The organism is Microbacterium sp. AC026 (genome assembly GCF_979258475.1).
In genome coordinates this window covers 2,976,023-2,988,253 of record NZ_OZ409857.1, presented here as the reverse complement: position 1 = coordinate 2,988,253, position 12,231 = coordinate 2,976,023, and the positions used below count along the sequence as shown (strand labels likewise).

9 protein-coding genes and 2 pseudogenes are annotated in these 12,231 nt (G+C 70.9%); 7 read left to right on the top strand and 4 right to left on the bottom strand.

Annotation, left to right across the window (positions count from 1 at the left end; genetic code table 11):
- Positions 1 to 44: 44 nt before the first annotated feature.
- From ACZZ93_RS15010 to ACZZ93_RS14990, 5 genes and pseudogenes are all read left to right on the top strand, one after another.
- Positions 45 to 4,672: pseudogene (locus tag ACZZ93_RS15010) on the top strand (ATP-dependent helicase).
- Positions 4,669 to 5,286, top strand: a pseudogene (locus tag ACZZ93_RS15005) (EI24 domain-containing protein); the annotation flags it as partial. The pseudogenes ACZZ93_RS15010 and ACZZ93_RS15005, both read left to right, overlap by 4 nt.
- Positions 5,287 to 5,518: 232 nt before the next feature.
- Entirely contained in the window at positions 5,519 to 6,292 is a 774-nt protein-coding gene (locus tag ACZZ93_RS15000; protein WP_056280260.1) for a DNA-formamidopyrimidine glycosylase family protein, read from the top strand.
- A gap of 81 nt (positions 6,293 to 6,373) precedes the next feature.
- Positions 6,374 to 6,781, top strand: a complete 408-nt coding sequence (locus ACZZ93_RS14995) for a DapH/DapD/GlmU-related protein (RefSeq protein ID WP_053097570.1) — start codon at positions 6,374 to 6,376, stop codon at positions 6,779 to 6,781.
- A gap of 52 nt (positions 6,782 to 6,833) precedes the next feature.
- Positions 6,834 to 7,574: a LysR substrate-binding domain-containing protein gene (locus ACZZ93_RS14990; protein ID WP_285363933.1), complete on the top strand. Its 741-nt coding sequence runs from the start codon at positions 6,834 to 6,836 to the stop codon at positions 7,572 to 7,574.
- A 114-nt stretch (positions 7,575 to 7,688) separates the two neighbouring features.
- Here the strand turns inward: ACZZ93_RS14990 and ACZZ93_RS14985 are convergent, their stop codons facing one another.
- Positions 7,689 to 8,117 carry a hypothetical protein gene (locus ACZZ93_RS14985; protein WP_463511461.1) on the bottom strand — a complete coding sequence of 143 codons (429 nt, stop codon included), beginning with the start codon at positions 8,115 to 8,117 and terminating at the stop codon, positions 7,689 to 7,691.
- A gap of 143 nt (positions 8,118 to 8,260) precedes the next feature.
- Between ACZZ93_RS14985 and ACZZ93_RS14980 the strand changes: the two genes are divergently transcribed.
- Positions 8,261 to 8,395 carry a hypothetical protein gene (locus ACZZ93_RS14980; RefSeq protein ID WP_463511460.1) on the top strand — a complete coding sequence of 45 codons (135 nt, stop codon included), beginning with the start codon at positions 8,261 to 8,263 and terminating at the stop codon, positions 8,393 to 8,395.
- Between the two features lie 54 nt (positions 8,396 to 8,449).
- Here the strand turns inward: ACZZ93_RS14980 and ACZZ93_RS14975 are convergent, their stop codons facing one another.
- Complete coding sequence (locus ACZZ93_RS14975; RefSeq protein ID WP_463511459.1) at positions 8,450 to 8,905, bottom strand: glutaminase; 456 nt, start codon at positions 8,903 to 8,905, stop codon at positions 8,450 to 8,452.
- Positions 8,905 to 10,119 (bottom strand): cation:proton antiporter, encoded by a 1,215-nt coding sequence (locus ACZZ93_RS14970; RefSeq protein ID WP_463511457.1) that lies wholly within the window; start codon positions 10,117 to 10,119, stop codon positions 8,905 to 8,907. The genes ACZZ93_RS14975 and ACZZ93_RS14970 overlap by 1 nt, the downstream gene beginning before the upstream one ends.
- A gap of 93 nt (positions 10,120 to 10,212) precedes the next feature.
- Between ACZZ93_RS14970 and purU the strand changes: the two genes are divergently transcribed.
- Positions 10,213 to 11,064 carry a formyltetrahydrofolate deformylase gene (purU, locus tag ACZZ93_RS14965; RefSeq protein ID WP_056279633.1) on the top strand — a complete coding sequence of 284 codons (852 nt, stop codon included), beginning with the start codon at positions 10,213 to 10,215 and terminating at the stop codon, positions 11,062 to 11,064.
- Between the two features lie 100 nt (positions 11,065 to 11,164).
- On the opposite strand, the gene ACZZ93_RS14960 is transcribed toward purU, so the two are convergent.
- Positions 11,165 to 12,211, bottom strand: a complete 1,047-nt coding sequence (locus ACZZ93_RS14960; protein WP_463511456.1) for an NAD(P)H-dependent flavin oxidoreductase — start codon at positions 12,209 to 12,211, stop codon at positions 11,165 to 11,167.
- Positions 12,212 to 12,231 lie beyond the last annotated feature (20 nt).

Genomic DNA, 12,231 nt, shown 5'->3' with positions numbered 1-12,231 from the left:
ACAATGCCGACCCCGATGTCGGTGGCACGGGTGATGATGGAGGGATGAGCGACGTGCTCGAACGCTTCACCCCTGCCACGCAAGACTGGTTCCGGGGTGCGTTTCCCGAACCCACGCCCGCCCAGTCGGGCGCCTGGAATGCGATCTCTGCCGGAAAGCACGCGCTCGTCGTCGCACCGACCGGCTCGGGCAAGACGCTGTCGGCCTTCCTCTGGGCGATCGACAGCGTGTTCCGCGAGCGCATCGAGCAGCCCACCCCTCCCGCGAAGCGCACGAAGGCCGCCGACGCCTCGCGCACGCGCATCCTCTACATCTCGCCGCTGAAGGCGCTCGGCGTCGACGTGGAGCGCAACCTGCGCTCGCCCCTCATCGGCATCGGCCAGTCGGCCAGGCGGCTCGGCGTCGAGGCCCCTTCGGTGACGGTCGGCGTGCGCTCGGGCGACACGACCTCGAGCGATCGCCGCAAGCTGGTCTCCGATCCGCCCGACATCCTCATCACGACCCCCGAGTCGCTGTATCTGATGCTCACCAGTCGCGCCGGCGAGACGCTGCGCGATGTGCACACGGTCATCATCGACGAGGTGCATGCGGTCGCCGCGACCAAGCGCGGAGCCCACCTCGCGGTGAGCCTCGAGCGTCTCGATGCGCTGCGTCGCACCCACGGCCACGACGAACCCGCACAGCGCATCGGACTGTCGGCCACCGTGCGTCCGATCGACGAGGTCGCGCGGTTCCTCGGCGGCGCGGCCCCTGTCGAGATCGTCGCGCCGCCGGCGTCCAAGACGTTCGAGCTGGGCGTCGTGGTGCCGATGGACGACATGACCAATCCGCCACCCCCTCCCGGCGCGCCGAAGGACGCGGGAGACGCGGCGGATGCGGAGTACACCGAGGTCACCGGCTCCGTGTGGCCCCACGTCGAGGAGGCGATCGTCGATCGCATCCTGCAGAACAAGTCGACCATCGTGTTCTCCAACTCGCGTCGCCTCGCCGAGCGCCTCACCGGGCGACTCAACGAGATCTACTCCGAGCGCATCGGCGTCGCACTGCCCGAGGCCTCCGTGCCGGCAGCCATGATGGCGCAGGCAGGTGCCACCGCCGGAGCAGACCCCGTGCTCGCCAAGGCGCACCACGGGTCGGTCTCGAAAGAGCAGCGCGCCCAGGTCGAAGAAGAGCTCAAGTCCGGTGTCCTGCGCTGCGTGGTCGCGACGAGCAGCCTCGAGCTCGGCATCGACATGGGTGCGGTCGACCTGGTGATCCAGGTCGAGGCCCCGCCGTCCGCGGCCTCCGGTCTGCAGCGCGTCGGGCGAGCAGGTCACCAGGTCGGCGAGATCAGCCGGGCCGCCCTCTTCCCGAAGCACCGCGGCGACGTGCTGCACACCGCGATCGTCACCGAGCGGATGCTGGCGGGCAAGATCGAGGCGATCCAGGTGCCCCGCAATCCACTCGACATCCTCGCGCAGCAGACGGTCGCCGCCAGCGCCCTCGGCGAGATCAGCGTCGAGGAGTGGTTCGAGACCGTGCGTCGCTCGGCTCCGTTCCAGTCGCTCCCGCGATCGGCCTACGAGGCGACGCTCGACCTGCTCGCCGGACGGTTCCCCTCCGATGAGTTCGCCGAGCTCCGCCCGCGGCTGGTGTGGGACAGAGACGCCGGCACCCTGACCGGACGTCCGGGCGCGCAGCGCATCGCCGTCACGAGCGGGGGCACGATCCCCGATCGCGGACTCTTCGGGGTCTTCGTCGCCGGCGAGTCGACCGGCGCGCGCGTCGGCGAGCTCGACGAGGAGATGGTCTACGAGTCGCGAGTGGGCGACGTCTTCACGCTCGGCACGACGAGCTGGCGGATCGCCGAGATCACCCATGACCGGGTCAACGTCATCCCCGCCTACGGCCAGCCCGGCAAGGTGCCGTTCTGGCACGGAGACGGCATCGGCCGACCGTTCGAGCTCGGCGAGGCGCTGGGGAGGTTCTCGCGAGAGGTCTCCGCCGCGACTCCCGAGAAGGCCGCCCAGCGACTGATCGACGCCGGACTCGACGCGCAGGCGCGGATGAACCTGATGGCGCACCTGACCGAGCAGCGCGAAGCGACCGGAACGCTGCCGACCGATCGCACTCTGACGGTCGAGCGCGGGCGCGACGAGGTCGGCGACTGGCGGGTCATCCTTCATTCCCCGTACGGCATGAAGGTGCATGCACCGTGGGCGCTGGCGATCAACGCCCGCATCCGCGAGCGACTCGGAGTCGAGGGCTCTGCGGTCGCGAGCGACGACGGCATCATCGTGCGCATCCCGGATGCCGAGGCCGAGCCGCCCGGGGCCGAGCTCTTCGTGTTCGACCCGGATGAACTCGAGCAGCTCGTCACCCAGGAGGTCGGCGGCTCGGCGCTGTTCGCGTCGCGCTTCCGCGAATGCGCGGCGCGCGCGCTGCTCATGCCGCGCACCAACCCCAACCGGCGCACCCCGCTGTGGCAGCAGCGTCAGCGTTCGGCGCAGCTGCTCGAGGTGGCGCGCCGGCACCCGACGTTCCCCGTGATCCTCGAGACGCTCCGTGAGGTCCTGCAGGACGTCTACGACCTGCCCTCGCTGCGCACGCTGGCGGTGTCGATCGCCGACCGGCGCATCCGGCTCGTCGAGACGCAGCCGTCTCAGCCCTCGCCCTTCGCCCGCGACCTGCTGTTCGGCTACGTCGGCGCCTTCATGTACGAAGGGGACTCTCCCTCGCCGAGCGCCGGGCGGCCGCCCTCTCGGTCGACCCCGCGCTGCTCGGCGAGCTGCTCGGCACGGTCGAGCTCCGTGAGCTGCTCGACCCCGACGTCATCGCCCAGTTCGAGAGAGAAGCGCAGCGCCTCGACCCCGAGCGACGAGCGCGAGGTCTCGAAGGCGTCGCCGATCTGCTGCGGATGCTCGGTCCGATGGATGCCGCCGAGATCGACGCACGACTCGACCCGGAGACGGGGTCCGCATCCGACCACCTCGACGCTCTGATCGCCGCCCGCCGCGCGATCCCCGTCACCGTCGCCGGCACCACGCGCGTCGCAGCCATCGAGGACGCCGGTCGGCTGCGTGACGCACTCGGCGTCGCGCTGCCCACCGGCATCCCCGTCGCATTCCTCGAACCGCTCGCCGATCCGCTCGGCGACCTCATCGCGCGCTATGCCCGCACGCATGGTCCCTTCACGACGGATGCCGTCGCGACGCGATTCGGGCTCGGCGCCGCCGTCGCGCGGCATACCCTGCAGCGGCTCGAGCACTCGGGCAGACTGACCAGCGGTTACTTCCTGCCCGAGGCCTCGGGCACGGGGAACGAGACCGAATGGTGCGACACCGAGGTGCTGCGCCGCCTGCGGATGCGGTCGCTCGCCGCGATCCGAGGCAGCGTCGAGCCCGTGTCACCCGAGGCGTATGCGCGCTTCCTGCCGGACTGGCAGCACCTGGGACGCCCGCTCGAGGGACTCGACGGGGTGCTCGCGGTGATCGAGCAGTTCGCCGGGGTGCCCGTGCCCGCGAGCGCGTGGGAGTCGCTCGTGCTGCCCTCTCGGGTGCGCGACTACTCCCCCGCCCTGCTCGACGAGCTCACTGCCTCGGGAGAGGTCATCTGGTCGGGCCACGGCACGCTGCCGGGGCGCGACGGCTGGGTCTCGCTGCATCCCGCAGACCTCGCGCCGTTCACGCTGCCCGAGCCCGACGACGAGATCGCCGCCGACTCGCTCGAGGCCCGAGTGCTGATCGCGCTGGATGCGGGTGGCGCGTACTTCGCCGGTCAGCTGAAGGACATGACCGGCGCCGAGAACGAGCAGTCCGTGCTCGAGGCGCTGTGGGCGCTGACGTGGGGCGGCCGGGTCACCAACGACACCTTCGCCCCGATCCGGTCGCTGCTGGCCGGTGGTTCCCAGGCGCACCGGGTCACCCGACGCGCTCCGCGCACGCGCACCTATCGGGGGATGTCGCTGGCACGGACCGCGCCCCGACCGACGTCGATCGGCGGGCGCTGGTCGCTGCTGCCCACCGTCGACACGGATGCCGCTCGTCGTGCGACCGTCACCGCAGGGCTGCTCCTCGACCGCTACGGCGTGGTCACCCGCGGAGCCGTGCAGGCCGAGGGCGTGCCGGGCGGGTTCGCGCAGACATACCGGGTCCTCGCCGGCTTCGAGGAGGCTGGGCACTGCCGCCGCGGCTATGTGATCGAGAGGCTCGGCGCGGCGCAGTTCGCGGCATCCGCCACCGTCGACCGACTTCGCACGTTCGCCGGGCTCGCCGATCCGCCGCCTCGCAATGCCGTCACGCTCGCCGCGACAGATCCCGCCAACCCGTACGGCGCGGCGCTCGGATGGCCCAAGCGCGACGAGGTCTCGCATCGCCCCGGGCGCAAGGCCGGAGGCCTGGTGGTGATCGTCGACGGATCGCTCGTCCTCTACCTCGAACGCGGGGGACGCACGGTGCTGTGCTTCACCGACGACGCCGAGGTGCTGCGCGCGGCAGCGACCGACCTCGCAGCGACCGCCCGTGCGCGGCGCCTCGACACGCTCACGGTCGAGAAGGTCAACGGCGAGGGCGTGTACGGCACCGAGCTCGCCCTCGCTCTGCAGGAGTCCGGATTCGTGGCCACCCCCGCGGCTACACGCTGCGCAAGGCGATCTGACCGGCCCATGACCACTGCTTCTAGGCTGGACGCATGATCGGGGAGTTCATCAGCGGCGTCCGCACCCTGCTGCGCGGTTTCGGCACATGGCGGCGCCGACCAGGGCTCATGGCCCTCGGTCTCGTACCGGGCTTCATCGCCGCGCTGGTGCTGCTCGCCGGACTCGTACCGCTCGCGCTCGCTCTCGGGCCGATCTCCGACGGTCTCACGCCCTTCGCCGACGGCTGGATCCCGGCCTGGCGCTCGGTGCTGCGCGCCGCCGTGGGCATCGTGATCTTCGCCGCGGCGCTCGCACTCGCGAGCGCCGTGTTCAGCGCCCTCGCCCTGACGATCGGCGACCCGTTCTACCAGCGCATCTGGCGCGCTGTCGAGGCCGATCTCGGCGACGCCCCGCCCTCGGACGGCGGCGGATTCTGGATGGCGGTCGGCGAGGGCCTGAGACTCGTGGTCCTCGGCATCCTGATCGCGATCGCCGTGCTGCTCCTCGGTCTCATCCCTCTCATCGGCGGATTCCTCGGTGCGGTGGGCGGCGTCGTGCTGTCGGGACGGATGCTCGCCCGCGAGCTCACCGGGCGGGCGTTCGACGCCCGCGATCTCAGCCCTGCCGACCGGGCGGTGCTGTTCCGCGGCAGCCGCGCGCGCGTGCTCGGCTTCGGTGTCGCCACGCAGCTGTGCTTTCTGATCCCCGGCGGGGCTGTCGCGGTCATGCCCGCCGCTGTCGCGGGTGCCACTGCCCTCGCGCGCACCATGCTGCAGCGCACGCCGCTGCCACAGCACACTCCGCAGCACACTCCGCAGCACGCTCCACAGCACACTCCTCCGCCTCCCCTGCCGGGAAGCGTCTCGGCGCCGCTGCCGCCGCCCCCGGGTCAGGGCACGCCTGATGCCCGAGGGCGATACCGTCTTCCGCACCGCCAGACGTCTCGACGAGGCGCTGGTCGGCGGCGAGGTGGCGCGCTTCGACCTTCGGGTGCCGCGATTCGCGACGCTCGATCTGACGGGTCAGCCGATCCTCTCGTCGATCGCGCGCGGCAAGCATCTGCTGCTGCGGATCGGCGACAGCACGCTGCATTCCCATCTGCGCATGGACGGCGCCTGGCTCGTCTACCGGGCGGGTGAGAAGTGGCGGCATCCGGCGTTCAAGGTCCGCGCGATCGTCGGCACGGCGCAGCGCGAGGCGGTGGGCATCGACCTCGCCGAGATCGAGGTCGTCCCGACCCGCGACGAGGACGAGCTCGTCGGCCATCTCGGCCCCGATCCGCTCGGCCCGGACTGGGATGCCGTCGAGGCCGCCAGACGCGTGAGCGCCGACACCCGCAGCATCCACGTCGCCCTTCTCGACCAGCGGAACGTCGCGGGGTTCGGCAACGAATACGCCGCGGAACTCCTGTTCCTCCGCGGAATCCTGCCGACGACCCCCGCACCGGAGGTCGACGTTCCCGCACTGCTCGACCTCGGCGTGCGCACGATCCGCGCGAACCGCGATCGTCGCCATCGCACCTTCACCGGGGTCGATCGCCCCGGTCAGGGGACGTGGGTGTACGGACGTGCCGGACGCCAGTGCCGCCGCTGCGGAACCCCCATCAGACGCGGCGAGCAGGGCGCGGATCCGACCCGCGAGAGGATCACATTCTGGTGTCCCGTGTGTCAGCGATGACCCGCATCCATGCTCGGGAATGAATCCGGCACCCCCGTGGTTATTGATATATCCGGAGAACTCCGGAACACGGGAGGAATCGTGGGAAAGAACTACGTCGACATCGAGAACGACCAGGGCGCCACGCTGCGATACCGCAAGCACGCCAACGGTCGCGGTCTCGTCGCGCACGGCGCGAAGGTCCATCCGAAGGCGCACATCGAAGCGGGCGCCTACATCGAACCCGGCGCCCGTATCGGCGCGGGGGCGACCATCGCCCGCGGCGCATGGATCGAACCGGATGCCGTGATCGGCGAGGGTGCGCACGTCGACGCGCACGCACACATCGGCCAGGGTGCCGCCGTCGGAGACGGCGCGCACATCGGCGTCCGCACCGAGGTCGGCGCGGGAGCGCGGATCGTCCGCGGTGCGCGCATCGGCGACGACGAGACGGTCGCGGCCGGACTGACGGTCGCCACCGACCCGAAGGGCCTGTGGCTCGCGGCCTGATCGGCCGCGCTCTCAGAACGTCTCACCGCATCCGCCGGGTACCCTGGAGCACATGGCGACTCAGGGACGACGACCGGCAGGACGTGCCGGCAAGGGCTCGCCCGTGCGGCGCAACAAGGCCGCACCGGCTCAGCGGTTCCCGCCACCCAAGCCTCCGAAGAAGACCGCTAAGGTCGTCTTCGACGCGCCCGACACCGAACCGGAGCAGCCGCGCACATTCCGTCTCGGGGTCGTCCCCGGCGCGACGCCGGGCAAGTGGATCGATGCCTGGAAGCAGCGGATGCCGCATGTGCCCATCGAGCTGGTGACGATCGAGGTCGCCGATCAGCGAGACGCCATCGGCGACCTCGATGCGGCCCTCGTGCGCCTGCCGCTGGCAGATGAGAACCTGCACATCATCACGCTGTACGACGAGGTGCCGGTGGTGGTCGCATCGATCGAGTCGCACCTCCTCGCGGCCGACGAGTTGACCGTCGCCGATCTGTCGGGCGAGATCGTGATGGTCCCGACCGACGATGCGCTCGGTCCGATCGACATCCCGGGTGCCGTCGCGCCGGCCTTCGCACCGCTGTCGGTCGCGGACGCCATCGTGACCGCCGCCACCGGGACGGGCATCGTGATCGTCCCCATGTCGCTCGCACGCCTGCACCACCGCAAGGATGTCGGCCACCGACCCCTGGCCGACGGCCCCACCTCGACGGTCGCCCTGGCTTGGCGCCGCGATCACACCACCCCCGACGTCGAGACGTTCATCGGGATCGTGCGCGGCCGCACGTCAAACTCGTCCCGATGACGCGAGCGCGCCGCCACCGCGACGGCTCCGCGGCGGCTCCGTGATGTGGTCGGAGTCGGCGGCGACGTCGACCGTGTCCCGTCGTCGTTAGACTCTCGTGGTGGTCTCGCTTCTCTACGTCTGTGTGCGCCCCGAACTCGGGGCGGCGGATGCCGAGCACGCCTCGTTCCGACGGGCGCTCGGCGTCGACGTCGTCGACCGCCTCGACCTGCTCACCGAGCGCCTCGACCCCGCGCGCCTCGCGCGATACAGCGGCGTCGTCGTCGGCGGCTCGCCGTTCAACGTCAGCGACGTCGAGAAGTCCGCCGTGCAGCTGAGGGTCGAAGCGGATCTCGAGCACATCGCGCGGCTGGCGATCGACTCGCAGGTCGCCGCCTTCTTCACCTGCTTCAGCATCGGCGTGGTGACGCGGATGCTCGGCGGCCACGTCACGTCGGACACCCCCGAGTCGGCGAGCGCCACCGTGATCGAGACCACCGCCGCCGGCGCCGCGGACCCCGTCTTCGGTCCGAGCTCCCCGCGCTCACCGTCTTCACCGCTCATAAGGAGAGCGCCGGGGCTCTGCCGGAGGGCGCGGTGCTGCTCGCCACGAACGACACCTGTCCCGTGCAGGCGTATCGGGTGGGCACCCACCTCTACACGGCGCAGTTCCATCCGGAGCCGACTCCCGGGACTTCGCCGATCGGATGACGTTCTATCGCACCACCGGATACTTCGACCCCGACGAGTTCGACGCCGTGCAGGGGCAGGTGCTGTCGGCATCCGTGACGGAGGGTGCGGCGCTGCTGCGCCGTTTCGCGCAGACGTTCGCGGCAGCCTGACGCCCGCGGGCTCAGCCGAGCCGCGGGCTCGGCCGGTCAGCCGAGCCTGTCGCCTCAGCCGCGCAGCAGCTCCACCCGTTCGCGGAGGTATGCCTCGAGCGGCATCCAACCGCCTGCCGTGCTCCATCGCACGGATGGCACCGTGTCGACCATCGCCAGAGGCCCGGACGCTCCGCCCGCGTCCACGGCGGCGAGGTCGATCACCGACCACCCGACGTGCACGACATCGCCCTCGTCGAACCCGCCCCGCAGTGCCAGAGCACGTCGTTCTGCGCGCTCGCGCGCGGACTCCGCCGTGTAGCCGCGGCGCCCCGGATCGGCGGCCCTCAGCACTTCGGCGGTCGCCAGTGCGTGCGTCTCGGTGAGCAGCAGCACGCCGAGGTGCCACGCCTCGCCCACCCGCACGATGCGGCGTCCGCGCCACCGCGATTCGCGCTCTTCACCGAGTCCCTCCTTCGGAAGGCCGGCGAGCGCACGCACCGCGTCGGCGACGAGCGCGGACGCGGCCATCACAGCTCCCCCTGCGGTGTCTCGCGGACGAGCGCCGGGTCGACGAGTCGTGCCGCCTCGCCGCGGATCAGCATTCCGATCAGGGGGAACAGCAGCACCGACAGCATCCCGGCCCCGACGAGCGCTGCCGCCGTGCCGGTGTCGATCATCTTCTGATCCACCCCGATCGCCGTCACGGCGACGATGATGGGCAGACCTGTCGCGGCCAGCAGCCCGATCGCGGTGCGGTCTCTGGCGCTCGCGCCCATCGGCGCGGAGAGCTGCGCGGTCGTGCCTCGGAGCACGAGCAGCGCGACGAGGAACAGCGGAAGCATCAGCATCGCCGACGACGAGCCGGTGAGCGCCTGCAGGTCGAAGTTCACGCCCGTGTAGAGGAAGAAGATCGGTACGAGGAAGCCGAACGCGATGGCCTCGAGCTTCGTCTCGACCGCCTCGGCGTCCTTCTCGGGCGCGCGCGCCATGATGATGCGCCACACCGCTCCGGCGACGAATGCACCCAGCAGCATGTCGAGGTCGAGCACGACGCTGAGGCCGACCAGCGACGCGATGAGCAGCAGCACGAACCGCACGCCGAACTGGTCGGAGGTGTGCAGAGTCGCACGCACGAACGAGTGGAGGCGCCCGTGCGGCATCCTCCGAGCCATGAGCACGGCGAGCCCCGCGAGCACGACGAAGGCGAGCAGCACCGCGGTGGCGAGCGGGGTGGTGCGGGTGCTGAGGAAGAGCGAGATCGCGATCAGCGGCAGGAACTCGCCGACCGCGCCGATCACGGTGACCGCACGTCCGAACGGGGTGTCGGTCTCCTGCGCATCCCTGAGGATCGGCATCAGCGTGCCGAGTGCGGTGGAGCTGAGGGCGATCGCGATCACGACCATCCCCTCGCCCGGGGCGAGGAGGAAGCCGATCCCGATGCCCAGCACCACGCTGATGGCCCACCCGATCGAGGCGCGGACGAGGGGCCGTCCGGCGACCGCCCGGAAGTCGATCTCGGAGCCCGCGATGAAGAACAGCATCGCGAGACCGAAATCACTGAGCTTCTCGAGGATGGGCGTCGGCTCGACCCAGCCGAGCACCGCGGGCCCCGCGAGAATCCCGAGGACGAGCTCGAACACGATGATCGGCACGCGGATGAGGGGTCGGATGCCGCGCGCCAGCAGCGGCGCTGCCACGGCGAGCAGCGGGATCAGCACCAGTCCGAGATCGCCCGCGTCCACGCTCCCAGAGTAGCGACCCGTCGTCGCGATGCGTCCGATTCGCCCGGTGGTCGCATCCACGGCAGAATCGATGCACACCCCCGAGGAGCCCTCATGTCTCAGCCCGACACCGCCCGCCTGCTGATCGCCTGCGATGATCAGCCCGGCATCGTCGCCGCCGTCGCCGGCGTGCTCTCCGTCCACGGCGCGAACATCATCTCACTCGACCAGCACTCCACCGACTCCGAGGGCGGCCGGTTCTTCCAGCGCACGGTGATCCACCTCCCCGGCCTCTCGGCGGCGCGCACGGCTCTCGAAGCCGATCTGGCTCAGGTCGCCGAGCGGTTCGGCATGGAATGGTCGCTGCACGACACCGCGCGGCGCAAGCGCGTCGCCATCTTCGTCTCGAAGTACGACCACTGCCTGATGGAGCTGCTGTGGCGCACGCAGCGTGGCCAGCTCGACATCGACGTCACGATGGTCGTCTCGAACCACCCCGACCTCGCCGAGTCCGTACGCTCCTTCGGGGTGCCGTTCGTGCACATCCCCTCAGGCGACAAGCAGACGATGGAACAGCGTCAGCTCGAGCTCCTGCGCGGCAACGTGGATCTGGTGGTCCTCGCCCGGTACATGCAGATCCTCACCGACGACTTCATCGAGGGTCTCGGCGCCCCGATCATCAACATCCACCATTCCTTCCTCCCCGCGTTCATCGGGGCGAACCCGTATGCGAGGGCGAAGGACCGCGGTGTGAAGCTGATCGGAGCCACCGCGCACTACGCGACGGCGGATCTCGATGAGGGACCGATCATCGAGCAGGACGTCACCCGTGTCACGCACTCGGAGTCGGCCGCCGATCTGCAGCAGCGCGGCGCCGACGTCGAACGCCTCGTTCTCGCCCGTGCCGTGCAGTGGCATGCCGAGGACCGTGTGATCGTCCACGGCCGGTCCACCGTCATCCTCTGACCCGGGGTGCTCAGAGGGGTGCGACGCCTCTGAGCCGATGACGTCGACGGCGAGCCCCCCGGGATCTAGCCAGCTTCACCGCCCGGATCGACAACGACCCTCACCGGGCCTCCGGCACTCCCGCCAGCAGTTCGGCGAAGGCCTCGGCGGCGGTCGCATGACCGGCCAGTGCCGCGCCCTGACCCATCCAGAGCGACTGCAGCTCGCCGAGGTTCTGCTCGCCCGCTGCCGCGCGGAATCGGCCGGTGAGCCAGTTCTGCATCGGGAACGGGGCGATCGTCCCGCTCGCCTCGATCGCCCGCACCGCGCGGTTGCGGGTGCCGCGGGCGAGGCGTCCGCTCATCGCCTTCGTGAGAACGGTGCCGTCGGCGGCGGCGGAGCGGATGGCGTCGCGATGCGCCTGGTTCGCCGCCGACTCCACCGTCGCGAGGAAGGCCGTGCCGACCTGCACGGCTGACGCTCCGAGCGCGAATGCGGCGGCGACTCCGCGCCTGTCGGCGATGCCGCCGGCCGCGATGACCGGCACATCGACGGCATCCACGACCTGCGGCACGAGTGCGAAGGTCCCGACGAGCGATTCCTCGGCCGGACGGAGGAACGACACCCGATGGCCGCCGGCCTCGAAGCCGGTCGCGACGACGGCGTCGACCCCGGCGTCCGCGAGTGCGACGGCTTCGGCGACGGTCGTCGCGGTTCCCACGACACGGATGCCGCGGCGGTGCGCCTCGTCGACGACGGCCCCGGACGGAACCCCGAAGACGGTGCTCAGCACGGCCGGCGCCGCCTCGAAGATCGCGTCGAGCTGCTCGTCGAGGGGAGGCAGGTAGCGCTCGGGGCGGGCGGGCACCTCGAGTCCGACCGCGTCATAGAACGGCTGCAGCGCCTGCGCGAACACGGTGTGCTGCGGATTCGGCTCGACCTCGTCGCCGGTCGGCAGCCAGATGTTCACCGCGAAAGGACGCGAGGTCGCCTCCCGCAGAGACGCGATCGTCGCGTCGATGCGGTCGGCGTCGTAGCCGTAGAGCCCATAGCCGCCGAGGCCGCCGGCCTCGCTGACCGCCGCCGTGAGCCCGACGGAGGAGAGCCCGCCGAACGGACCGAGGATGATGGGGTGTTCGATGCCGAGCAGTGCGCGCAGATCACTCATGCCTCGAGGCTATCTCCGCT